The organism is Thermoactinomyces sp. FSL K6-2592 (assembly GCF_038006465.1).
Classification (GTDB): Bacteria; Bacillota; Bacilli; order Thermoactinomycetales; family Thermoactinomycetaceae; genus Thermoactinomyces; species Thermoactinomyces vulgaris.
Window position 1 is genome coordinate 1828311 of record NZ_JBBOVH010000001.1, and the last position, 23830, is coordinate 1852140.

Genomic DNA, 23830 nt, shown 5'->3' on the forward strand with positions numbered 1-23830 from the left:
TCGATAAAATCACTCTACATCATAACATAAGCGCGATCGGACTACCAATACAAGAATTCGGCAATTTGTTTTTTCCATTTCTTTCTATTGACTGCGATTTGTTTGAGGTATGGATAAGAAGCCTTGATTTCATATCCTCTTTTTCTTTCCACCAACCCGATCATTTCCCGAAAAAATTCATTTGGAAACAAAAATAAACAGGCCAGAATCTCTTTTTCCATGGCCTTTAAAGGGCGAACAGACTGGTAAGCCTGAAGAACCGTCGCCAATCCTTGATCCGGAAATTGGTTTGCAGCCAGGATTCGCATCGTCATTTGCCAGAGATCCCCCACTTGCGCATCATAATCCGCCGTTTCAAAGTCGATCAACCACAATCTTCCCGCTTGGTCCATCATCCAATTATGGCTGGCCAAATCGCGGTGGGCCAGCATGTGTTGCATCCGCTCATGTTCCACCCATTCCTGAAAGGGGATTTGCTCCAGCCGCTCCCAAGCTTTGATGCCGTCCAAATAAAAATCCGTTCCGGCTTCGGTTAAAAGATCCCGCAACCGTTTGTCTTCGATTTGATCCATTCGTGTGAGGATTTGATAAAATTTTTGCAACCGCCTTTGCAACCGGTGAGTGAAAAGAAACGCCGCCCCTGACGGCGGCGGCGTTTTCAGATATCGGCCCGCCTGATGGAAAAACGCCAAAGTATGAATCATCCGGATGACTTCACTGACATTGTTATAATTGCATGTTTTTCCCTGAATAAACGGGGTAAGAATCCAACTTTCACCATCGGTTATCATCGGAAGCATCGACTGAAAGCCGCGCTCTCTCAGTTCACGATCCACTTGTATCAGCCAACTGGCTTTCAAGCCGTCAAAAGGCTTTGCAATCCACCACATAAAATCGGTCTCAATACACCAATTATTACGATAAGGACTGATGCGCCGCACTGGTGTATGTAATAACTTTTGTATATGAAGTGGATGGGGTTGAATCATCGGCTCTCCCTCATTCTTTATCCAACACTTGAAGAACTTTCTTTCCATTCCCGGTATTCCATGGCGATATGGTTGCCATAGGCATCGGGATGGTTCATCGGGACAGGCGGCGGATAAAAAGGTTGCAAAGGCCATGCGCTGCTTATCATAAAGGGATCTTGAAACACCGGAACCGGGAGCATCGGGGCAAAACCTTGCCAATAAGCAGGATAAGGGGCCGGCGCATCCAAATAGGAAAGATTCGGTTCAGCATCATAATACGACGAATCCGTCACAAACGAGGAAGAATCGTCCAACACCGTCGGCGACCACTCCGAAAATTCACCGACAGACGGCGGCTTGGGTAATTCTTCTGTCACAACACCGCTACTTTCGGCGGACTCCTTTTGGAAAGGCGGATCTTCTTCCTCTTGGATATGCGGTTCTTTCTGCTCCCCCTTGGGTAATTCCTTCACTTCCGACGGTCCGGCGGTTTCCCGGGTGTCCTGTCTGGAAACGGCCAGGGGAATCTTGCCGGTGGGAATCCGAATTTTCTCACCTCTTTGCAATTTCTCCGTATCCGCCAAATCCGAATTCCATTCTTGTAACCGTTCCAGCGGTATATTATACTTTTGAGCAATATCCCACAATGTCTCCCCTTCACGGGCAATATGGATTTTCATTGGACAACCCCCTTCATAAAGGCTGAATCAATATCATCCTATGCATGAACAAACACTTTCTTGCTTAAAGAAATAAGGCGTTTCATAAAAAGTCTTTTGCAATCACCAATAAGGAGGAGCCCGGAATGAAATCCATGTCCATTTGGTTGAAGTCCATCTATATCCTCACCTGGGGGTCCCTGTGTCTCATGCTGGCCGGTTTTGGATGGGCCATCCGCGAGATGGTAAAACCGCCTGAAAAAAAACAACCCCTGCCGGAAACGGCCTCCCTTTCTCTGGAACCGGGCAAAAAGCTTTTGCTAGGCCTCGGCGATTCCTTGACCCGCGGAGTCGGCGACCACAGCGGACAAGGTTACTTCGGGATCATCCAAAAAAAGTGGCAACACCATTTTCCCCGTTCCCAATCCATCAATTTAAGCGTCCGGGGACAAACTTCCCAACATTTGCGGGATCAATTAAAAAGAGCACACATCCGGGAATTTGTCAAAGAAGCGGATGCGCTGGTGATCACCATCGGCGGCAATGATTTGTTCCACGGAAGCGAAGACTTGGAAAAAACCGACCCCCAAGCCATTTCGGAAAGGGAAAACCGTTTCCGGAAAAATCTCGTGTCCATCTTGTCAGACATTCAGCAGTTGAATCCGGACGGTTCCGTTTATCTTCTCAGCCTCTACAATCCGTTTGCCGATTTAAAAGGGAATGAACTGACATCCAAAATCGTGGCAGATTGGAATGATACCCTGACGGCCACCGCCCAATCTTTTCCGCAAGTCACTGTCATTCCGGTGTATGATTTGTTCTGGAAACATCCTGAAACGTATCTTTACAGCGATCATTTCCATCCAAACCAACAAGGATACAGACAAATTGCCGATCGGTTGTGGCAAGTGATGACCCTTGAATCCCCGGAGGTGGGAAAATCCCATGCAGAACAAGCTGACTCATGAGACGGTGCTGTCGGTCCAAGGATTGGGCAAAATCATCCGCGGCCGGCACATTGTCCAAAATCTTTCCTTTGAAGTCCGTGCGGGAGAAATATTCGGTTTTTTAGGCCCGAACGGCGCCGGAAAAACCACAACCATCCGTATGCTGGTCGGACTCGTCCGCCCGAGTGAAGGAAGCATCCACATTGCCGGCCACGACCTGAAAAAATCGTTTACCAAAGCCATTTCCCATGTCGGGTGTATCGTGGAAAATCCCGAATTGTACCCATCTTTAACCGGGTATGAGAATCTGGAATTTTTCGCGCGCATGGCCGGCCTTCCAAAAAAACGGATTGATGAAGTGATCGAACAAGTGCGGCTTTCCGGACGGATTCACGATCCGGTCAAAACCTACTCGCTGGGAATGAAACAACGGCTGGGGATTGCCCAGGCTTTGTTAAACCGGCCAAAGCTGTTAATTCTGGATGAGCCGACCAACGGGCTCGACCCGTCCGGCATTCACGACTTGCGGTCTTTCATCCGGCGGCTCGCCCATGAAGAAGGAATCGGCGTATTTCTTTCCAGCCACATTTTGCATGAAATCCAAGCCCTCTGTGACCGGGTGGCCATTATCCAAAACGGACAATTCATTTACACCGGTCCGGTCCATCCCCCCGCCGGCGACCTTGAACGGGTGGAGTGGAAAGTGACCCCTTGTGACCTAGGGATGCATTGTTTGAAACAACTTCCCTATGTTACAAACATCGAGAAAAAACCCGGTCCCCGTTTGTCGGTGGAAATGCCTGCCGGGAAAATCAGCGAAACCAACCAATATTTATTAAACCACCAGATTCAAGTGTGGGAAATCACGCCCCGAAAACAAACATTGGAGGATCTTTACATGAACCTGACAAAGGGGGATGCCTCTTGAACCGTTTGATTTACAATGAAGTCGTGAAAATGATAAAAAACAAACGGATTTTGGTGATTTTGCTGATTTTGCTTATTTTAATCCCTCTTTTCACTTACGCGCAATACCGAAATACAGCGGAACAGATCAAACAATCGGGAACCGACGACTGGCGCTTGTTATTACAACAACAAATCGTGGATCAGCAAAACCGCCTGGCATCCAGCAGAATTCCGGAAGAGTGGAAAACATGGGCCAAAATCAATATTGAACAGCAACAATATTATTTGGAACACAACATCAATCCGGCAGCTCCGGGTGCCCCCACATTCCTCAGAAAATTCATCGAACAGTCCTCTTCCCTGTTCCTGCCGTTATTGGTGGTCGTATTGGCTTCTGACATCGTTTCCGGGGAATATGTGCGGGGAACCATCAAACTGCTTTTAACCCGGCCGGTTCCGCGGTGGAAAATTTTACTCAGCAAATATATTGCTCTGTTACTAGGGATTTCGCTTTTGTTATTGCTGACGGCGGTCATCGGATACGTCATCTCCGGCATCGCCTTTGGCTACCGGGGATGGTCCCTGCCGGTTTTAACCGGTTTTCAAATCCAGGGGGATCAGCTGCTGACCGAACATGTCCGTCTCATTCCGCAATGGAAATACATTTTTATGGCTTTCGGGCTCGTTTGGTTTTCCAGCATCGTGGTTGGCACCCTATCTTTTATGGTCTCCGTTTTGGTAAGAAGTACAGCGGCCGGCATCGGCATTTTGTTGGCCGGCATCATCTCCGGCAACCTGCTGATGCAAATGGCTCCGTCGTGGAATATCCTCAAATACTTCGCATTCACGCATTTAAGCCTGACGGATTATTTGGCCGGAAAACCGATGATGATGGAAGACATGAGTTTCCCCTTTTCCCTGTTCATTTTAAGCATCTGGGCTTTGGCCGCTTTGTTCATCTCATGGATCACCTTTGTGCAAAAAGACATTTTGTCTTGAAAAAGCAAAGCCATGCTCAAAAGAGCATGGCTTTGCTTATGTCCGGCATTGATTGAGCAGGGGATATTATCCCACGACTCCGAATTTTTTGTTTTCGTAGACGGGAACCCCTTCCTGGCGGGCATATTGCGCAAACGCTTCTTTTAGTTCTTTCGTCACCTTTCCGGGAACCCCTTCCCCAATGGTTCGTCCGTCCACTTCCACAACCCCGATGACTTCGGCAGCCGTTCCGGTCAGGAACACTTCATCCGCCACATACACATCATGTCTTGTAAACGGCTGTTCTTTGACCTCATACCCTTTTTGCCGGGCCAAATCCATAATGGTGGCACGGGTGATCCCTTCAAGCGCCCCGATATAACTGGGCGGTGTATATAAAACGTTGTTTTTGACGATGAAAATGTTGTCTCCGGATCCTTCCGCGACATACCCTTCAGAATTCAACATCAAAGCTTCGGAAACCCCGGCCAAATTGGCCTCAATTTTCACCAGAATGTTATTGAGGTAATTGAGCGATTTGATCTTGGGATCCAGGGCATCGGGAATGTTTCGCCTCGTGGGAACAGTGATGATGGAAATTCCCTGTTCATAATATTCATTGGGAAATAACCGGACCTGATCGGCGATAATGATGACGCTCGATTGGGAGCATTTATTCGGATCCAGCCCCAAATCCCCCACTCCCCGTGACACCACCAAACGGATATAAGCATCCCGGAGCTGGTTCCGGCGCACGGTGTCACAAACCAAGCGGCTCATTTCTTCCTTCGAATATGGAATCGTCAACAAAATGGATTTGGCTGAATCATATAAACGGTCAATATGTTCTTTCAACTTAAAAACTTTTCCGTCATAAGCGCGGATCCCCTCAAAAACACCATCACCATACAAAAAACCGTGATCAAAAACGGAAATGAATGCTTCTTCTTTTCGTTTGTATTCCCCATTCATGAAAATCCATCGTTCAGTCCCCGTCAAAATAAACACTCCTTATGGAATGGATGTTATGATAAAAAGCCCCTCAGAGGCAAATTCCAATCCTTGAGAATCAGAACCTGCCGCTGGAGGCTTTTATCCCCACGGTGTACACCGGTTGGTGTTGGTGCCGCTCGGTCCAGACTTCTTCAACCGAAGAACGGAACCCTAGGCACCCTTCTGATTAAACTGAAAATTCATTATCGATAAATTTTTAATCATTATACCTTGCCGGTTTACAGATGTCAAACAATTTCTCAACTTCTCTTGTGGATCGCTAATGTTTTTCCGACTCCCTTGAAAAAACAAGGGAACGACCCCAGAACACGAACCTGGCATCCCAACGCTTCAATCTCTTTGATGGCTCCCTGCATCAAGACATGTTCAACCGGCAACTCGGCATCGATCCAGAAGAAGTAATTTCCCAGCCCCGTTTTGGTCGGCCTGGACTCAATATGCGTCAAATTCACTTTGCGCCAGGAAAAAGCCGCCAACACTTGATACAGCGCCCCCGGATAGTCGGAAGGCAAGATGACCTGCAAGCTGGTTTTGCGGGTGTCGGAATCCGGGAACGAAGAGGATTCTTCACGGCTGACAACAAAAAAGCGGGTAAAATTGTTCGGATGATCTTCTGCATGTTCCTGTATGATTTGCAACCCGTACTCTCGGGCGGCAGCTTCCGGACCGACGGCAAGCCACGGTTCCCCGGGATGCCCCGCAACCATTTCCGCCGCTTGCGCCGTGCTTTCCATCATCTTGTACCCGGCACAAGGATACCGTTTTCTGAGGGTCAACTCGCATTGGGCGATTCCCTGCGGATGGGAATAGATGCGCTTGATCTCATGCGGATCCCGGTTGATGACAGACGGATGCCCCATGATACACTGGGTGATCGGATAAACCAATTCAGCGCAAACCGGCAGATCCACATGGTGAATCAGCCAATCCAGTGTGGAATTCACCGATCCTTCAATGGTATTTTCAATCGGAACGACAGCCCACCGGGCTTCTTTTTCTTGAGCGGCCTTCAGGCAATCGGGAATCGAAGCATAAGGCATGAATTGAATGTCTTTTTCATGCGCGAACAAAGCTTTTGCAGCCATATAACTAAACGTTCCGACAGGTCCAAGATAGGCAACACGTTTATCCATGCACAAACTCCTTATATTTTTCAAATGAATTTACTATGTTTTTCTTTGGCTGTCAACTCCACTGCCGCCCCTTGACCAGCCGGAAACATCTTTTCCATCCGGACTGGCACATTCAGATCATAAAACAACCGGCGGAAAAACCGTTCCAGCTCCATCCAGTCATTCACGAAAGCCACCATGGTCGGTCCCGCCCCGCTTAAAGCAATCCCATAAGCACCGTGGGAAGTTGCTTGGTCTAAACTTTCTTTCAAACCGGGAATCAACGTTTCACGGTAGGGCTGATGAAAAGCATCCTGCATGGCCGTTTTCAGCAAGTCCCACTGCTTCAAAAACAGAGCCGCCACCAGCAAATTGGCCCGGCTGCTTGCCAACACCGCATCATCCCGGGGATATTGATCCGGCAGCGCCCGGCGGGCCGTTTGGGTCAACAGGGATTGTTCCGGAATGATCGTCATCACGGGCATATCCGGTGGTTCGCATGCCACCGCCTCCACCCGCCGGCCATCCCAGGAGGCAATCACCACCCCTCCGAAAAGGGAAGCCCCGACATTATCCGGATGCCCTTCCAACAGCGTGGCCCTTCTCAACAATTCTTTGCGGCTCCAGTTCATGCCTAGCAGATGATCGGCCGCCATGAGGCCGGCCACAATCGCCGCTGCACTGCTTCCCAAACCTCTGGCCACCGGAATGTCATTTTCAATATGCAACTTAAAAGTCGGAAGAAAGACGCCCTGTTCCCGGGAGACATCCCGGATGACACGGACAATCAGGTTATCCTCATCCCGGGAAACTTGACCGGCATGCTTTCCCCCGACTGTGATCTCCCAACAGGGTGACGGTTCAAAATAAAGCGTCAGATAACAATTCAGAGCCATCCCGATCGAATCAAATCCCGGACCCAGATTGGCCGAGCTGCCCGGAACTTTCACCCTAAACGGAGAGAAACTCATGACGGAAAACTCCCTGATTTTTGTTTTTTTCAAACAGACAATCCAAAATCGCTTCCTTTTCACAAGCGATGACTCGCGGCTTTACTTGAACCGTGTCCAAGGCGGTGTGCGGATCCTTGAGGCCGTTTCCCGTCAACACGCACACCACTGTTTTTTGTTTCCCTTTTCCCGAACGGAGCATTTTCATCACGCCGGCCACGGAAGCGGCAGATGCCGGTTCACAAAACACTCCTTCTTTTTTGGCGATCTCTTGATAGGCAAACAACATTTCACGGTCTGTAACGGCCGAAATCAACCCTTTGGATTCATCCGCAGCTTGAACCGCCTGTTTCCAGCTGGCCGGATTTCCGATCCGGATTGCGGTCGCCACCGTTTCCGGCTCGGCAACCGGTTCCCCTCGGACAATGGCGGCTGCCCCTTCTGCTTCAAATCCCCACATTTGCGGGAGGTTTTGGATGATTCCTTTTTGGTGATACTCTTTGAATCCTTTCCAATACGCCGTGATATTGCCGGCATTTCCGACCGGAATCGCCAACACATCCGGGGCTTTCCCCAACTGTTCCGCAATTTCAAATGCCGCGGTTTTTTGTCCTTCGATCCGGTACGGATTGACCGAATTAACCAAGGTGACGGGGTGGGTTTCCGTGATGTCACGCACCACTTTCAGCGCTTGGTCAAAATTTCCTTTCACGGACAAAACCGTGGCCCCGTACATGACCGCCTGCGATAGCTTGCCCATGGCCACATGCCCGTCCGGCACCACTACAAAACATTGAATGCCCATTTTGGCGGCATAGGCTGCTGCCGATGCGGCCGTGTTTCCCGTCGATGCACAAATCACAGCCCTGCTTCCCTCTTCTTTTGCTTTGGCAATGGCCAAAACCATGCCACGGTCTTTGAAGGAACCGGTCGGGTTTGCGCCTTCAAATTTCAAATACAACCGGACTCCCCATTCCTTGGATAATGTTTCAGCATAATAAAGCGGGGTCTCTCCTTCGTACAAAGTCAACTTTGGCGTCTCCGGGTTGATCGGCAGATCCTCTCTGTACTTTTCCAAAATTCCTGTTCTCATCTTTGCTCCTCTCCTCACTCACTTTTTACTCGCCGGATCCGACAACGGCGGCCCGCCGCACACCATCCAAACGGGAAAGCCCGTGCAAAACGGTTTGGATATCGGCTTCCATCTGCGTGGTATCCACGGACATCGACACCGTGGCTTCCCCTTGCAAGGGAATGGTCTGGTTGATGGTCAGGACACTGGTGTTCATACCGGCCATATATTGGAGCACTTGGGACAAAACCCCTGCCCGGTGTTCCAGCGTCAAGGCAATGGTGACAATCTTTTCTTTCACCATCGCGTTAAACGGAAAAACACCGTTTTTATATTTGTAGAACGAACTGCGGCTCAAGCCCACTTTTTCCACTGCTTCCTGCACCTTGGTCACTTCTTTGGTTTCAAGCAATTTTTTCACTTCCAATGTTTTCTGGATGGCTTCAGGAAGCATATCCACACGAACCAATGCGAATATATCTTCTGACATACCCAACTGTCCCCCATTAAAAAACAAATGTTTTCTATATACGGACATTTTAATCTTTGAGAACGTTTTCAAGCAAGCTTTTTTCATATATTTTTTCGTGTTATGATAAAATCTGCGATCATTTGCAACCAAAAGGAGCGATTTGTCAATGATTTCAGTACTGTTTGTCTGCCTGGGCAACATTTGCCGTTCCCCCATGGCCGAGGCCGTGTTCCGCCATCTGGTCAAAGAAGAAGGGCTGGATCAGGAAATCCAGACAGACTCAGCCGGCACCGGGGACTGGCATACCGGAGAACCCCCTCACCGTGGAACGCAAAAAAAATTAACCGAAGCCGGGATCTCCTTTGAAGGCATCTCAGCTCGTCAAGTAAAGCGGGACGACTTTTCCGCTTTCACCTATATCATCGGCATGGATAACCATAACGTGCGCGATTTGAAGCGTTTGGCTCCGGACCCGGATCACAAAATTTACCGGTTTGTCGACTTTATTCCCGGGACTTCTTACACCGAAGTGCCCGATCCGTGGTACACCGGCAATTTTCAAGAAACCTATGATTTAGTCAGCGAAGGATGTAAAAATTTACTTAATTTCATCAAAAAGGAACATAACCTTCACTAAATTTTCGGGAAACTGTCCGGTTTCCCTTTCATATTCCATCCAATCCTGCTTATACTAAATAGAGCAAGGTGGTGATGAAATGCAACAACTCTGGAAAACAAAAATTTTCTCCATCCTCTTACTCGTTTGTTTTTCAGTAGGCTTTTCATTTCCGGTTGAACATTCTTTGACATTAACCCCGAACCAGTCCCAGCCCTCATCCTGGACCGATTGGTTTCACCTTGAAAAAGGAACCATGACCATGGAAATACAAAATGACGGCCCTTCTCCGATCTATTTCTATGTATTTACCTACTGTGACCATTTGGAATGTCCGACCATCGCCGAGGGAGAGGTCCCGCCGGGCACAAAGAAAATACAAAAGATTGCGCATGATGAAGGTAAATTCATGTTCAAACTGGATCAGACCTCGGACGAAAACGCCCGTCCTTCCCATGCCACCGGGATCATCCGCCAATAAAAAAGCAACCGGATCACCGGTTGCTTTTTTAATAATCCACGGCATCATTCAATTCAAATTCCATGTCCCCGATCCGTACCGTATCTCCATCTTTTGCCCCGCGTTTGCGGAGCGCTTCTTCCACTCCCATATTCCGGATGATTTTTGCAAAGCGCATGATGCTGTCATGATAGGAAAAGTTCGTCCGCTGAACCAACGCTTGGATCCGCTCCCCTTCCACCACGTAAACTTCATTTTCTTTGCGAATGGTAAATGCCGGTTCATCCTCTTCTTTGTTCCGGTAGACCTTCCTCTGTGCAGGCAGTTCCATCGATTTCCCGTAAGCCGGCATCTCTTTTTCCACTTTCTCCAACAGCTGAACAACCGCATAAATCAACTCTTTGACCCCTTCGCCGGTCGCTGCGGAAATCGGATAAACCGGCACTTCTTCTCCCACTTGCTCTTTAAACAATGCAAGGTTTTCTTCGGCATCCGGCAAATCCATTTTGTTAGCCGCCACAATTTGCGGGCGCTTCTCCAATTCCTGGCGATATTGCTTCAACTCTTCATTGATCTGCAAATAATCCTGATAAGGATCCCGTCCTTCGGAGCCTGCCATGTCAATGACATGGACGATCACCCGGGTCCGTTCAACATGGCGCAAAAATTGATGCCCCAAGCCGACTCCCTGATGTGCGCCTTCAATCAATCCGGGAAGGTCCGCCATCACAAAGCTGCGTCCGCTTTCGACATGAACCACTCCCAGGTTGGGAACCAACGTCGTGAAGTGGTAGGCGGCCACTTTGGGTTTGGCTGCAGAAACAACAGATAACAAAGTTGATTTTCCAACGCTCGGATACCCGACAAGGCCGACATCCGCCAATAATTTCAATTCAAGCTCAATCCAACGTTCTTCACCCGGTTCCCCGTTTTCTGCAATTTGCGGCGCCGGATTGACGGGGGTGGCAAACCGGATGTTTCCGCGGCCGCCACGGCCTCCACGGGCAACGACTGCTTTCTGGCCGCTTTCCGTCAGATCCGCAATCAATTCACCGGTATCAGCATCACGAACCACCGTTCCCGGAGGAACTTTCACCACCAAATCTTCTGCATTGGCACCGTGTTGTGATTTGGAACGCCCGTTTTCTCCCCGTTTGGCCTTAAAATGCTTTTGGTACCGAAAGTCCATCAACGTCCGCAAGCCTTCATCCACGATAAAAACGACATCTCCGCCACGGCCTCCGTCTCCGCCTGCCGGCCCGCCTTTGGGTACATACTTTTCCCGGCGGAATGCCACCATGCCGTTTCCACCATCCCCGCCTTTTACATAAACCTTGACCTTATCCACAAACATTGCTTCGTCACCTTCCCAGTCCATTCGGCTTCAGTTGATATGTCAACACGAATGCATTCTCCAGGTTTTGGATCGCGATCGATGGTTCCACCGTTTTCAGACGTTCTTCCAATAACGGCAACCATTTTCCGGAACAAAGGGAAGCCTCGTTTGACCGGACCCCGACCCGCACCTGGTTTTCCTCTTTTTCCAAAGAAAAAGAGACCCCGGTATACGCATCCGTTTGTTGATGCCTGTTTTCGATCATCGTCATCAACTGCTGCCAAATTTTTAAAAATTTCTTTTCTTCTTCCACCGATTCAAACCGGAACTGATCCGAAACATCCAAAGACAGCTCCCACTCTTTCAGACGATGGCGAATGTCAAGCAAAGCAACCGCCAGCGGAGCATAAGACAGATTCGAGATGATGCGCTCGTTTTGGGCTTGTTTCACCAGCCGGTTGAAGTAATCTTTCATGGCCTCTTCTTTTTTCATCATCAAATATCCCATCAAAACCTGAATATGATTCATCCATTCATGCCGCAAATCGGACAACATTTTCTTGATCCGGCCGGCTTCCCGGATTTCATTTTGGCGTTGCCAATAAAAGATCCCTCCCAAAAGAGCACACCATGAAGCGAGGAAAAAGAAAACATCCCCCGATTTTCCAAACGGATGCACAAGCCACCCGGTCATCACCAACATCAACGGAACAAACGGCTTACTGAGCATAAACCCCCGCTTCAAAATAAACCTCTCCCATCTTATGTATATCCGAAATTTTGCTTTGCCATTTATTGTACAAGATTGCCCCTGAAAGAAAAACCCATAAATAAAAGGTAAGCACTTGCCCGACGACGAACAATGCTTACCTTTCATTGGAATGCTATTTGAAATTCAATCTTACGCACGTGCAGCGGCTGCTTCTTTTTCTGCAACCGGAATGATGCTGACGCGTTTTTTGTTGCGTCCCATACGCTCGAAACGTACGATTCCGTCAGCTTTCGCAAACAAGGTGTCGTCTCCGCCACGGCCGACATTCAAACCCGGGTAAATTTTGGTTCCGCGTTGACGAACCAAAATATTTCCAGCCAATACGAATTGGCCGTCTCCGCGTTTTACACCCAGACGTTTGGAAATGCTGTCCCGACCGTTTTTTGTGGAACCCACACCTTTTTTCGAAGCAAAGCATTGCAGGTTAAGTTTCAGCATCATGTCCACCTCTTTCTGTTCATTATGATTTCCAATCACTTATTCTAACATAAGAAGAATAGGCTTCCGCCACGTTTTCGAGTGAGACGACCATCGCTTCCAGCAACAAGCCGATTTTTTCACGAGTATCAGGATCTTTCACCTGATCCGGCAAAAAACAATCAATTTTCCCGTCTCCATCATCATCACGATGAACCTGGACACCAAACATTTGTTCAATGGCATTCACCATGCCGATGGAAATGCCGGAAACAGCGGCACACACAATATCTTTTCCATACTCGCCATAATCGGCATGCCCGGTAATCAACACCCGTTTCACACGGTTTTGGCCATCACGCTTCACCCGAACCTGGATCATTGGGCTTCAATGCCGCTGATGACCACTTTGGTAAACGGCTGACGATGCCCTTTTTTCCGTTTGTAATTCTTTTTCGGTTTATATTTAAACACGGTGATTTTTTTTCCTTTTCCATGTTTCAATACTTTACCGGTTACTTTTGCACCTTCCACCAGAGGGGTTCCCACTTTGACTTGTTCACCGTCATTCACCAGCAAAACTTTATCAAAGGTGACGGTTTCCCCTTCTTGTGCATCCAGTTTTTCAATGTAGAGAACACTGTCTTTCTCCACGCGATATTGTTTGCCACCTGTTTCGATTACAGCGTACATTTCCAATCCTCCTCTTAAATAGAGACTCGCCACCAGCAGGAAAGGCATCAAGCCTTTTGGAATCCTGTTGTGAGCGGTGATAACAACAACGCTTATCTTAGCACATTCCAATGGAAATTGTCAAAGTGTTTTCGCTTCCAACTCCACCCAATTTCATGACGCAAACCATTCCTTGATGGTTGTTTTGCCGTACGGACAAGACATGTAAGCATCGAGCAGCCATTCTTCGGGCAAAATACTTACCAGTTCCCCGTTTTGATCCACAATCTCCAAAACATGGTATTTTTCTTTACAGAGCTTTAAAATCACCTCATTCAAACGGGTGTCGGGTTTCATGCGCAACTTTTTGACCGGGCGGGACAGATCGGGATGATGACGCCGAAAGAGAAGAAAACGGACAAAATGGATATTTTTCTGCCTGAACATCCGCAAATTGGAATAAAACAAAAAGATGCCGAGGATCAGCAAGTGAACCAAAATCCCCCCGGGTGACCAAAAAAGGGCCAGCACGCACAATGCCAGCGACCCGGCCATTCCCGTCCACAGTGTAAAGTGAAGGCAAAACCGGTACGGGAAAAAATAACTGAGCGCCGAAAGAAAAACACGCCCCCCGTCCAAAGGATAGACAGGCAACAGGTTAAACCCGGCGATCATGAGATTCCCTTGGATAAAATATTCTGTCCACTCCTTTGTCCACCATCCTTGCCGGAAGAAAAACAAACTGATGAGGATCATCAGGATATGTTGAAACGGTCCGGCCAAAGCGACGGTCATCTCTTCCCGGGACGGCACCGTTCCCCATTCATCGGTTTTCACCACACCGCCAAACGGCAACAGCTCAATGGAATCCACCCTCCAGCCGAATGCACCGGCAGCGGCGGCATGGCCCAATTCATGAATCAACACCAGCACAAACAAAGTGATGATCTCAATAAAATAGCCTGTCCATACCGCTGAACAGACAATGAGCCAAAACAAAGGATGAATTCGAACGGGCACCGGAACCATCCGCTTAATCAAACGGAATCACGCTCACCGGATTGATGAATGCTTTATTTTTCCGGATGGCAAAATAGAAAAAGGATTGATTCTCCATCTTTTTGACCGTACCAATCTCTTTTCCTTTTTGAACCCAGTCTTTTTCTTTTACTTTCATATCTTCCAACCAGCCGTACCATGTTTCGGTCCCGTTGGCATGCTGAATAATGATGGTGTTGCCAAGTCCTTCTTTATACCCTGTAAATTGAACCCTTCCCTCTCCCGCAGCCACCACTTTGGCCGACTCCGGGGTGACGAGAACCACTCCTTTTCGTTTCTCATCAAACGGCAAGGCTATTTTCCCCGCCACCGGGGCAGTCCACTGCTCCTCTTTTTTTTCTTGATGGTTCCCCGAAAAGGCAGGCAACAACGCCGGGGATCCGGCGGCATATTTTTGATACCAGTCCAACACGGTTGCGAATTGAAATTCCTCTGTGAGCGACCGGGATATCCAATGTTTTACAGGAGCGGTCCGGGCAGACGGCAACGAATAAACCGCGGCGGTTGCCAAAAACAAAATCATCACAATGATCCACTGATTCAAAAATGATTGGAGCGGTTTGCGTTTGGCTTTGTTTTCCTCCGGCTGTTTCACGGATGCCTGATACCACGGGACCGAACCGGATTCCAAGCGGTTTCCGGCAAGATTCCGTTCTCTGATCTTATTCATCTGACGCCATTGTTGCTCCCGTCTTTTTCGAATTTGCCGAACCCACTCATGTTCACTGGCCATAGGTTATCACCCGTTTGTCCATTTTTCATCAATATATGTCCAACCCATCCGGAATATGAAAAAAGCAGACCGTCCCGGCCTGCTTCGTTTGTCGCATCAAGCAAATCCCAACCATTTTTTCATTTTGGTGAACACGCCGGCTTCTTTTTCCAAAACCATGAGGGGAACCATTTCCCCCTGAATCCGGCGCGCGATATTCCGGTATGCTTTTCCGGCTGGATTCCGATGGTCATAAACGATCGGTTCGCCCGTGTGCCCGGCCCGGATCACCTGCTCATCATCGGGAACCACCCCCAGAAGATCCACGGCCAGGACCGCCACGACTTCATCAACATCCATCATGCTTCCGTCTCTGGCCATTTGCTTGCGCAACCGGTTTACCACCAATTTCGGTGCCGCCACTTCCTCTTTTTCCAATAAACCGATCACCCGGTCCGCATCCCGGATGGCCGCATTTTCGGGTGTGGTGACGACAATTGCCGCATCCGCACCGGATACGGCGTTTTTAAAACCGACATCAATGCCCGCCGGGCAGTCAATGAACACATAATCAAATTGCTCTTTTAATTCGGCAATCAACCAACGCATTTGTTTTCTGGAAACGGCGGTTTTATCCCGCGTTTGGGCGGCCGGCATCAAATAAAGCTCATCACAACGCTTATCCTTGATCAAAGCCTGTTCAATCCGGCATTTCTTCTCCAACACGTCAATCAGGTCATAAATGATCCGGTTCTCCAATCCCATCAATACATCCAGATTTCGAAGACCAATATCTGCATCGACCAAACACACTTTTTTCCCGGACAAAGCAAGGGCGGTTCCAATATTGACCGAAGTCGTCGATTTCCCCACGCCCCCTTTGCCCGAGGTTACAAGAACACTCTCTCCCAATGCTCACCCTCCAAACCATCTGTCATCTATAAAAAACGCCGTCTGTTTGTTTTCCACTCGAATTCCGGACGCAACTGCCCCAGAAGATGAATTTTCTCCACAGCAATTTGATGATCCGACAAATAAGCAAAACGCATTCCCACTTCGGCCTCGTCCCAACGATCCGGCGGGCGGGAAATCACATCTGCAATGCGAAGCTGTGTGGGACGCAAAACCGATGCGACGATGATGGCATTTTCATCTCCCTCACATCCGGCATGGGCCAGCCCCCTCAACGCCCCCAATACATAAATGCTTCCCGTGCATTGAATCGTTCCGCCCGGATTCACATCCCCCAGAAAAAGGAGATTTCCGCTATGTACCAACACTTGACCGGAACGCACCGTCCCCGATTTGACTTCAATCTCATCTTCTTCCCTTTGCAGATAATGCTTTCCTTCCGACTGGAATTCGTGAATAATCAAGTTCTTTCGCTTGGAGAACAATGCGCGTATCGACTTTTCTTCCGTCCGGGTAATCTGCCGCTCCCCCAGTTTGATGATGACTTTCATGTCAGGACCATCCCAAATATTTGCGGCTTGCGTGTTTTCCAGCTTATGTTTTAACTCTTCCAATACAGCTGAAAAGGGACGCGAATCATCGAGATAGAAGAGAAGGCCGTCTTTGGTGCCTTTGATCGTTACGCCCGGTTTTAACACTTTACCCATCTTGACGTCACCCGCCTCACTATTGATTTCGCTTTCTCCCTTTATTTTCCTTCCATCCGTGTCGCGCTTTAAAGGCTTAACGCAAAATCGTGTCAAAGATAATGGAGCGATTTCGTTTTTTCTGATAGATCCAGCGGATCGGCTGATGAATGAGATAGGCCAGCAACAAATTCAACAGGATGGACGGAACGATATGGAGCCAAAAGGCATAAGAAAAATCCATCTTTGCAAAACCAAACAACCAATACCATCCATAGAGGATGATGAAATATGCGGATTGCCCCAAAAAGAAGGTGATCCCTGCGATCCATTGATACAACGAGAAAGCGCCGGATAACAGATAAGTGCCGTATGCGACAAGAGGGAACGTGAACGCTTTGATCCCGATGGCCGGCCCGTAAACAATATCATGGAACAATCCGAAGATAAAACTGATCAATAATACATAACGGCGCGGCAAATAGAAAGAAATAGAAATCAAACCACTTACCACCAATGCCGGAATCATGACAAAAGTGCTCCCCCAAGATTGAGGGAGCAATAACTGCAATTTGGATCCTTCCAATATAAATAGGAAGGAGAGAAAAGCGACGAAGTATTTTTTCATCGATTTTCCCCTCCTGTTCCCGGTATGTTTTTATTTCTGAAGCTGATTTAATTGTAATTTCTCCGGATCTTTCACCACCATGACAAAATCCAGATTCTCAAACGATGCGGACGGTTTGACGTAAACCACCTGTTCAACTTTTCCTTCACTCATTTTCACATCGTCGACGGTACCGATCAAAATCCCCCCCGGATAAACATCCGATAACCGGGAAGTCACCACCATTTGTCCTTTCTTCGGCCGGGCAGTGACGGAGACTTTATTTAAAATCAAACATTTTTTCCGGGGATCATACCCCTCGACAATTCCCAACACTTCCTCCGAACCGGTCTGAATCACCGCTGCAACCCCGGGGCCTCCTTCGGAATCCGTCAACAGCTGAATTTCGGACATGTACTTTGTCACATTTTCCACCCGTCCGATCAATCCCTCGGAAGTGATGACCGGCATTTTGGGCTCGACACCGTCTTCCGAGCCCCGGTTAATCACCAGCCGGTTATTCCAACGGTCCGGATTGCGGTAAGCCACCCGGGCCGTAATGGTATCCATCGGATGCTCTTTTTTGTAGCCGAGAAGCTTTTTCAGCTCCTCATTTTCCTTTTCCAGGTTTTGCGCTTGAACTTTCAATTTCATCATGGCGGTTTCGGGGCTTTCTTCTTCATTTCCCGCCGCAAGAAGGGGTTGGACAGGGAGATGAATCAAGGATTGGATCCATCCGAAGCCGTTGATAAACCAGCTTTCCGGTGCCGTAAGCGTTCCCCTTTCCCCCCGTGTCACATTGACGGTCAGAAAGATCGCAACAACAAGGGCCATCACAATTAGAAACCGATTGGTACTGCGCCTCATCCATTTCACAACCCTTTAATAAAAACGTTTCCGAAACGACTCCAGATAACCGGATTGATTTTTCGGATTCAATTTATCAAGATGCTCCAAAGAAGCACCCGTCCCAATCGCCACGCAATCCAGCGGGTTTTCCGCGATCATCACGGGCATGTGGGTCTCCTGATGCAAACATTCATCGATATTGCGAAGCAAAGCCCCTCCCCCGGTTAACGTAATCCCGCGTTCCAAAATATCGGCCGCAAGCTCCGGCGGGGTTTCTTCCAAAGTCAATTTCACGGCATTGATAATCTCTCTGACCGTTTCGGACAAGGCTTCCGCAATTTCTCTCGAAGTGATGGAAATTTTTCTGGGAAGACCGGTGAGCAAATCCCTTCCTTTGATTTCCCGTTCTTCCTTGCCGGAATCATCATCGGTCGGAATCGCCGAGCCAATCTCCAATTTCAGCATCTCCGCCGTCCGCTCGCCAATCAATAAGTTATGCTTCCGGCGGATATATTGGATGATCGCTTCATCCATTTTGTCGCCGGCCACCCGCAACGACTGGCACGTCACGATTCCCCCGAGGGAAATGACCGCCACTTCGGTGGTGCCGCCGCCGATATCCACCACCATGCTCCCGGTCGGCTCCCATACGGGCAGACCGGCCCCGATGGCCGCCGCAAAGGGTTCTTCAATCGTGTAAGCCTCTTTGGCTCCGGCCCGCGTCGATGCTTGTTCCACCGCCCGCTTTTCAACGGGGGTCACCCCTGACGGAATGCAGACCATCACATTCGGCTTACGGGGAATGATCATCTTTTGATCCATCGCTTTTTTGATAAAATACTCCATCATGGTTGCCGTGGTGGTGTAATCCGCAATCACACCATCTTTCATCGGGCGGATCGCAACAATGTTACCGGGGGTGCGCCCGATCATGAGTTTGGCTGCATTTCCCACCGCTTTGATTTCTCCGGTTCCCGATTCCATGGCCACCACGGACGGCTCCCGGACCACGATTCCTTCCCCTTTGACATATACCAAGGTGTTGGCCGTCCCCAAATCAATTCCCAAATCTTTGACAAAACCGCCAAACATAAAATTCCTCCTCCCCATGATACCTGATCTGATTCATCGCCGGTCATTCCTCCGGAATCATGCCGTGCTCACGCATGCTCATATACAATTGATCCCCGATAATCAGGTGATCCAGAATTTCAATCCCCATTAATTTCCCTGCTTCCACCAACCTCTCCGTCACTTCGAGATCTTCCGGGCTGGGGGTCGGGTCCCCGCTGGGATGATTATGTACACAAACGATTGCCGCAGCACTGAAACGGATCGCTTCATGGAAGATTTCCCGGGGATGTACAACAGAGGCATTTAAACTCCCTTTAAAAATGCACTGTTTTCCGATGACTTGATACTTGGTGTTTAAAAAAAGGCAAACGAAATGTTCCTGTTTCAGAAAACGAAGCTCTTCCATGACGTAGCGGGCAGCATCTTGCGGGGAATGTATGGCATACCGTTCCTCAGGCAGCAACCTTGAAATCCGTTGCCCGAGTTCAACCCCTGCCATGATTTGCACGGCTTTGGCAAGGCCGATGCCATGAATTTGCATCAATTCTTGGAGTGAGATTTGTGTGAGGGCTTTCAGACCCCCCGTTTTGCTCAACACACGTTGCGCCAGCACCATGACCGATTCTCCCGTGCTTCCCGTCCGAAGCAAAAGAGCCAACAACTCCGCATTGGACAACTTCTCCGGCCCGAAGCGCAACATCCGCTCACGGGGTCTTTCTTCCTCCGGAACATCTTTTAACATCGGCAAAGAATTTTTCGGTTCCTTCATCTTCCATCCTCCTCTGCCGGCCGCTCCACTCCTTCCTCCCGGAGGATTGAACCAAGTTGTCAAAGGGCAGCAGAGATGAATCTCCGACGTTAATCCTGTGCAAGGGTATAACCGGTTTCGGTCAGCATTTCATCCAAGAGGGACAAAGACATGCCGACCACATTAAAAAAGCATCCTTCAATCCGGTCCACCAAACAAGCTCCCAACCCTTGGATTCCGTAAGCTCCAGCTTTATCTAAAGGCTCTTTCGTGTTCACATACCATTTGATTTTCTCATCGGAAAGCGGTCGCATCCAAACACGCGTCATCCGGTGCGATACAACCTCTCTCGTGATTTCTCCCTGATCAACGGTGATCACAGAAAGACCGGAATAAACCTGATGCTCTTTTCCTGACAACATCCTCAACATGGAAGCGGCATCCTGTTCATCTTTCGGCTTTCCCAAAATGTTTCCGTTAAACACAACCACTGTATCTGCTCCGATAACCAATGCATCCCGGCATCCGGCGGCAACCGCCTTCCCTTTGCGCCTTGCCAGTTCTTCCACAACTCTTTCCGGCAAACCGGGTAAATCCTTGTTCTCATCAATGTGGCTTGTTTGAACACGAAACGGAACTCCAAAACGAGCAAGCAATTCTCTTCTGCGAGGAGATCCGGAAGCCAAAACGATTTCGCGTTTCATATCCATCCATGAACACCTGCCTGAAAACAAAAACCAGCCAACGTTATAATCAATTTCCAAAAATTTACAGATTGTCTTATCAAGGAAAAAAGCACCCGCTTTCGCGGGGTGCCGTCAATTCATATATCATTTTTTAGTTTATCAGATGGCAAGCTCTACAACAAGATTCCAAATGCCCTTGGAGCCATTCGACCAAAAAATTTCATTGTTCTTTTAAGGATTGAATCAATTTCTCGTAACCAACCGTATACCGGATCAACCCCTCTTGCATCTGCCACAGAAGCGCCTGTCCGGGATTTTTTTGTGCAGCCAACCCGCTTTGCACGGCCTGATCCAACGCTCGGATCATCTTGTCTGCCGATTCCTTGGCGTCACCCGGGAGTTTTCCTTTCACCGATTGCATCCGGACGACGAAGTTTTGGAATTGTTCAGATAACCCCCCCGGCACCTTCAGCGGTGTTTCCTGCTGTGCCTTCCCCCGGATGGCATCGGCTGACAGGCTGCTTAGTTGTTGCACCAGGTTGTTTCCTTGTTTCAATGTATCCAGAAGTACTTGGTTCACTTCCGGATCCAATGCCGCTTCTCCTTGTAATTGGACTTCCTTCAAATAGACGGAGACATCCTGTTCCTGATAAATCGCCGACAATTTTAACGCCAAATCCCGGTCAGGCGCCATCCCCAGATAAATCCGGTACGGAGCTTGTTCCGACATCACGGCGGCCAACCCTTGCACCCGGAATTGATTCATCGCTTTTTCCGCTCCAGCTTTTTCTTCATAACTTCCCGCCTGCAACATCACGGTCTGAAGCGGGGGAAGAGACTGGGAACGGCCGGTTGGTTCCGGTACCGGCGTTTCTTTCCTCCCCGCATCCGCCGGCGGATTGAGATGAGAATCAATGGTTCGGTTGGAAAACGTGGCATTTTCGTTAAAAAACAAATTCAACACGGAAAGTCCCATGACGGTGCCGATCACCAGCGCGGCCCCGGCCGAACATATCATTTGCCAGGCAGGGCTGAACCGCCTTTTTTTCCCGGTTCTTTTATGATGAAACGGATTGTTCGGGGAAGCCCACTGAATCACCCGTTTTTCATTCTTTGCCTTTTCCCACGGCCACACGCTTCCTGCCGTCAAATTTTTCATTTTCAGCCATGGTTCCAAAAACGGCTTTTGCGTTTTTGTTTTCGGCTTGTTCAGCGGTTTGGTTTCCGCTGTGACGGAACAGTCATGCTTCGGCTTTGCAGCTACCGGTCTGGTTTGGAGCCTTACCTTTAATCCGGTTTTATGCACTTGCACTTGAGATTTTCTCAGTTTTTCCATGGATTGACTGCCCCCTCTCTATCATCCTGTTAATATAGTTTATGAATTCATAGGAACGATAGAACCAAAACAGGGCAGGAAAATTGCAAAAACTGTTCCCCGTACCAATCCCGGAGCATATCCCCGCACAATAAAGAAAGGATCATTCCGACGGCCAAATGAGGACCGAAAGGAAGCGGTTCACGGATGGCCGCCCTCCCCCGGGTTTGGAGACGTCCGGTCACATGAAGCATGGAACTCAGTGTAGCTAACCAGATGGACAACAAAAGTTGCGGCCATTCAATCACCCAGGATGCCATGGCGACCAGCTTGACATCGCCCCAACCCAGCCCGCGGCTGATCCAGCTTACCAGAGACAACCCCGACGTGATGAAAAATCCTCCGGCCAAATAAACGGGCACATGGGTTCCATCCATAAAGAAACGCCACGACATAAAAAGGAAAAACCCGCTGTAAGTGACCACATCGGGAATCAGAAAAAACCAGATGTCGGTCAATGCTATCACCAATAACAACCAAACCAGCACCGTCGCCATCCAACTTTCCCAACCGGTCCCCAGCTTCCATTGAACCACCCATGACAAGCCGGCGGAAAAGATGGCGAAGAAAACCCGGTACAATGGTTTCAAACGGAATGAATAACGCACTGGCTCCCCGACTTTTCCCGATCCGATCCAATAAGCCAGCCCGGGAATCCAATAAGCAACAATGCCGCTCAAGACCGCCGTCATCCATCCAAATTCATTCAATGCAACTGATTCCTTCCTCTTGCAATTTTCTCAATTCCATTTCCATGGTCTGCATGCCTGAAGCCTGATGAGCCTGCATCACGGAAGGGAGCTGGTGGATCTCGCCATTTCGAATCAGATGGGCAACAGAACGATGGTTCAACAAAACTTCAAACACTGGCCGCTTCTGCCTGCCGTTTGGTCCGGCCATCTTTTGTGCCACCACTGCCGACAGCGAAGCAGCCAGTTGTGACCGCACCCATCTTTGCCGATCCGCGGGAAAACTGTCAATGACCCGGTAAATCGCTTTTTCCACATTCCCGGCATGGAAAGTGGCCATGACCCGTTTCCCCGTTTCGGCAAGGTGAAGGGCGGCCATGATGCTTTCAGTGTCTCTTAACTCCCCGACCATGATCACATCCGGACCTTGCCGCAAAGCGGACAACATGCCGCTTACATAACTTTCGGTGTCTTTCCCGATTTCCCGTTGGATGACCAGCGACTTTTTTGACGCATGGAGATACTCGATCGGATCTTCCAAAGTCAGGATATGTAAGGCTTCCGTACGATTCAATTCCTGGATCAAGGAAGCCAGCGTTGTCGTTTTTCCGCTTCCGGTCGGGCCCGTGACCAACAGCAAACCGGTTTGAAACATCACTTTTTGATACAGCACCGGGGGAAGATGAAGCTCTTTCGGAGTCGGAATGCGATCCGGCAAAAAGCGGATGGCCAGCGCCAGCCGTTCTTGTTTTTGATAACAATGGACCCTCGCCCGGTGATGACCTGAATACCATGTGAAATCCGACTCCCTCGCCGGATCGGCCCCGGATGCCATGCACTTTTCAATTTCTTCTCTTTTTCCCCGGCCGGCACACAAAACAAAGACCTTCCCGTTCACCCGCACACAAGGATGCTCCCCCTCAATGTAATGCAAATCGGTCGCGCCTTCTTTCAAGGCAAGATGAACGGCTTCCTCCAAAAGCATCCGCTTCCCTCCTCCCGCAAAAAACATCAACAATTTTTACCAATTCTACTTTATTTTGAAATTTCCTTTCCATCCGCGGATCATTTCCCTG

Annotated in this window: 29 protein-coding genes and 1 other annotated feature; of the genes, 5 read left to right on the forward strand and 24 right to left on the reverse strand. The window is 49.0% G+C overall.

Annotated features, from left to right (window positions below):
- Positions 1–41 precede the first annotated feature (41 nt).
- Positions 42–890 (reverse strand): phosphotransferase, encoded by an 849-nt coding sequence (locus tag NYE37_RS09555; protein ID WP_037993980.1) that lies wholly within the window; start codon positions 888–890, stop codon positions 42–44.
- A gap of 116 nt (positions 891–1006) precedes the next feature.
- On the reverse strand, positions 1007–1651 hold the full coding sequence (locus NYE37_RS09560; protein WP_049719911.1) for a LysM peptidoglycan-binding domain-containing protein: 645 nt from the start codon (positions 1649–1651) through the stop codon (positions 1007–1009).
- A 125-nt stretch (positions 1652–1776) separates the two neighbouring features.
- Between NYE37_RS09560 and NYE37_RS09565 the strand changes: the two genes are divergently transcribed.
- Genes NYE37_RS09565 through NYE37_RS09575 form a run of 3 tightly spaced genes read left to right on the forward strand, consistent with a single transcriptional unit; the run spans position 1777 to position 4485 of the window.
- Positions 1777–2598, forward strand: coding sequence for a GDSL-type esterase/lipase family protein (locus NYE37_RS09565; RefSeq protein ID WP_049719910.1), 822 nt, complete (start codon positions 1777–1779; stop codon positions 2596–2598).
- Complete coding sequence (locus NYE37_RS09570; RefSeq protein WP_037993986.1) at positions 2576–3505, forward strand: ABC transporter ATP-binding protein; 930 nt, start codon at positions 2576–2578, stop codon at positions 3503–3505. Before NYE37_RS09565 ends, NYE37_RS09570 begins: the two co-directional genes overlap by 23 nt.
- The gene (locus NYE37_RS09575) at positions 3502–4485 is read left to right on the forward strand and encodes an ABC transporter permease (RefSeq protein ID WP_037993988.1); all 984 of its coding nucleotides are present in this window, start codon (positions 3502–3504) and stop codon (positions 4483–4485) included. Before NYE37_RS09570 ends, NYE37_RS09575 begins: the two co-directional genes overlap by 4 nt.
- 66 nt (positions 4486–4551) lie before the next feature.
- On the opposite strand, the gene ilvE is transcribed toward NYE37_RS09575, so the two are convergent.
- The 5 genes from ilvE to NYE37_RS09600 all read right to left on the reverse strand — a co-directional run bounded on the left by ilvE (position 4552) and on the right by NYE37_RS09600 (position 9102).
- Positions 4552–5463: a branched-chain-amino-acid transaminase gene (gene ilvE / locus NYE37_RS09580; RefSeq protein WP_255347156.1), complete on the reverse strand. Its 912-nt coding sequence runs from the start codon at positions 5461–5463 to the stop codon at positions 4552–4554.
- Positions 5464–5717: 254 nt separating this feature from the next.
- The gene (pheA, locus tag NYE37_RS09585; RefSeq protein WP_121874010.1) at positions 5718–6611 is read right to left on the reverse strand and encodes a prephenate dehydratase; all 894 of its coding nucleotides are present in this window, start codon (positions 6609–6611) and stop codon (positions 5718–5720) included.
- A 20-nt stretch (positions 6612–6631) separates the two neighbouring features.
- Complete coding sequence (thrB, locus tag NYE37_RS09590; RefSeq protein ID WP_037993992.1) at positions 6632–7561, reverse strand: homoserine kinase; 930 nt, start codon at positions 7559–7561, stop codon at positions 6632–6634.
- Positions 7542–8633 carry a threonine synthase gene (gene thrC, locus NYE37_RS09595; protein WP_037993994.1) on the reverse strand — a complete coding sequence of 364 codons (1092 nt, stop codon included), beginning with the start codon at positions 8631–8633 and terminating at the stop codon, positions 7542–7544. The genes thrB and thrC overlap by 20 nt, the downstream gene beginning before the upstream one ends.
- A gap of 25 nt (positions 8634–8658) precedes the next feature.
- Positions 8659–9102, reverse strand: a complete 444-nt coding sequence (locus NYE37_RS09600) for an ACT domain-containing protein (RefSeq protein WP_037993997.1) — start codon at positions 9100–9102, stop codon at positions 8659–8661.
- Between the two features lie 148 nt (positions 9103–9250).
- On the opposite strand from NYE37_RS09600, the gene NYE37_RS09605 reads away from it, so the two are divergent.
- Together NYE37_RS09605 and NYE37_RS09610 are read left to right on the forward strand one after the other, a co-directional pair.
- A complete protein-coding gene (locus NYE37_RS09605; RefSeq protein ID WP_037993998.1) occupies positions 9251–9721 on the forward strand; it encodes a low molecular weight protein-tyrosine-phosphatase in 471 nt (156 codons plus the stop codon).
- Between the two features lie 79 nt (positions 9722–9800).
- Positions 9801–10181, forward strand: a complete 381-nt coding sequence (locus NYE37_RS09610; RefSeq protein ID WP_049719907.1) for a hypothetical protein — start codon at positions 9801–9803, stop codon at positions 10179–10181.
- 28 nt (positions 10182–10209) lie between these two features.
- Here the strand turns inward: NYE37_RS09610 and obgE are convergent, their stop codons facing one another.
- The 17 genes from obgE to NYE37_RS09695 all read right to left on the reverse strand — a co-directional run bounded on the left by obgE (position 10210) and on the right by NYE37_RS09695 (position 23739).
- Positions 10210–11514: a GTPase ObgE gene (gene obgE / locus NYE37_RS09615; protein WP_037993764.1), complete on the reverse strand. Its 1305-nt coding sequence runs from the start codon at positions 11512–11514 to the stop codon at positions 10210–10212.
- A gap of 7 nt (positions 11515–11521) precedes the next feature.
- Positions 11522–12241, reverse strand: a complete 720-nt coding sequence (locus tag NYE37_RS09620) for a Spo0B domain-containing protein (RefSeq protein WP_198052580.1) — start codon at positions 12239–12241, stop codon at positions 11522–11524.
- Positions 12242–12397: 156 nt separating this feature from the next.
- On the reverse strand, positions 12398–12706 hold the full coding sequence (gene rpmA, locus NYE37_RS09625; protein ID WP_037993495.1) for a 50S ribosomal protein L27: 309 nt from the start codon (positions 12704–12706) through the stop codon (positions 12398–12400).
- A gap of 22 nt (positions 12707–12728) precedes the next feature.
- Positions 12729–13052, reverse strand: coding sequence for a ribosomal-processing cysteine protease Prp (locus NYE37_RS09630; protein WP_309485331.1), 324 nt, complete (start codon positions 13050–13052; stop codon positions 12729–12731).
- A gap of 11 nt (positions 13053–13063) precedes the next feature.
- The gene (rplU, locus tag NYE37_RS09635; protein WP_037993499.1) at positions 13064–13378 is read right to left on the reverse strand and encodes a 50S ribosomal protein L21; all 315 of its coding nucleotides are present in this window, start codon (positions 13376–13378) and stop codon (positions 13064–13066) included.
- Between the two features lie 12 nt (positions 13379–13390).
- Positions 13391–13463, reverse strand: a sequence feature (ribosomal protein L21 leader region).
- Between the two features lie 68 nt (positions 13464–13531).
- Entirely contained in the window at positions 13532–14377 is an 846-nt protein-coding gene (locus NYE37_RS09640) for a M50 family metallopeptidase (protein WP_165489750.1), read from the reverse strand.
- A 13-nt stretch (positions 14378–14390) separates the two neighbouring features.
- Positions 14391–15149: a M23 family metallopeptidase gene (locus NYE37_RS09645; protein WP_121874009.1), complete on the reverse strand. Its 759-nt coding sequence runs from the start codon at positions 15147–15149 to the stop codon at positions 14391–14393.
- Between the two features lie 96 nt (positions 15150–15245).
- Entirely contained in the window at positions 15246–16040 is a 795-nt protein-coding gene (gene minD, locus NYE37_RS09650) for a septum site-determining protein MinD (protein ID WP_037993501.1), read from the reverse strand.
- A gap of 26 nt (positions 16041–16066) precedes the next feature.
- The gene (locus tag NYE37_RS09655; RefSeq protein ID WP_037993502.1) at positions 16067–16747 is read right to left on the reverse strand and encodes a septum site-determining protein MinC; all 681 of its coding nucleotides are present in this window, start codon (positions 16745–16747) and stop codon (positions 16067–16069) included.
- A gap of 76 nt (positions 16748–16823) precedes the next feature.
- Positions 16824–17354 carry a rod shape-determining protein MreD gene (mreD, locus tag NYE37_RS09660; protein WP_037993505.1) on the reverse strand — a complete coding sequence of 177 codons (531 nt, stop codon included), beginning with the start codon at positions 17352–17354 and terminating at the stop codon, positions 16824–16826.
- Positions 17355–17384: 30 nt separating this feature from the next.
- Entirely contained in the window at positions 17385–18200 is an 816-nt protein-coding gene (gene mreC, locus NYE37_RS09665) for a rod shape-determining protein MreC (protein ID WP_198241362.1), read from the reverse strand.
- Between the two features lie 15 nt (positions 18201–18215).
- Complete coding sequence (locus tag NYE37_RS09670; protein ID WP_037993509.1) at positions 18216–19274, reverse strand: rod shape-determining protein; 1059 nt, start codon at positions 19272–19274, stop codon at positions 18216–18218.
- 43 nt (positions 19275–19317) lie between these two features.
- Positions 19318–20025: a RadC family protein gene (radC, locus tag NYE37_RS09675; RefSeq protein WP_037993511.1), complete on the reverse strand. Its 708-nt coding sequence runs from the start codon at positions 20023–20025 to the stop codon at positions 19318–19320.
- An 89-nt stretch (positions 20026–20114) separates the two neighbouring features.
- Complete coding sequence (locus NYE37_RS09680) at positions 20115–20714, reverse strand: Maf family protein (RefSeq protein ID WP_037993512.1); 600 nt, start codon at positions 20712–20714, stop codon at positions 20115–20117.
- A 196-nt stretch (positions 20715–20910) separates the two neighbouring features.
- A complete protein-coding gene (locus NYE37_RS09685; RefSeq protein WP_198241361.1) occupies positions 20911–22026 on the reverse strand; it encodes an SPOR domain-containing protein in 1116 nt (371 codons plus the stop codon).
- 47 nt (positions 22027–22073) lie between these two features.
- Positions 22074–22775 carry a prepilin peptidase gene (locus NYE37_RS09690; protein WP_037993517.1) on the reverse strand — a complete coding sequence of 234 codons (702 nt, stop codon included), beginning with the start codon at positions 22773–22775 and terminating at the stop codon, positions 22074–22076.
- Positions 22768–23739: a type IV pilus twitching motility protein PilT gene (locus tag NYE37_RS09695; protein WP_062842944.1), complete on the reverse strand. Its 972-nt coding sequence runs from the start codon at positions 23737–23739 to the stop codon at positions 22768–22770. Before NYE37_RS09695 ends, NYE37_RS09690 begins: the two co-directional genes overlap by 8 nt.
- Positions 23740–23830: the final 91 nt, after the last annotated feature.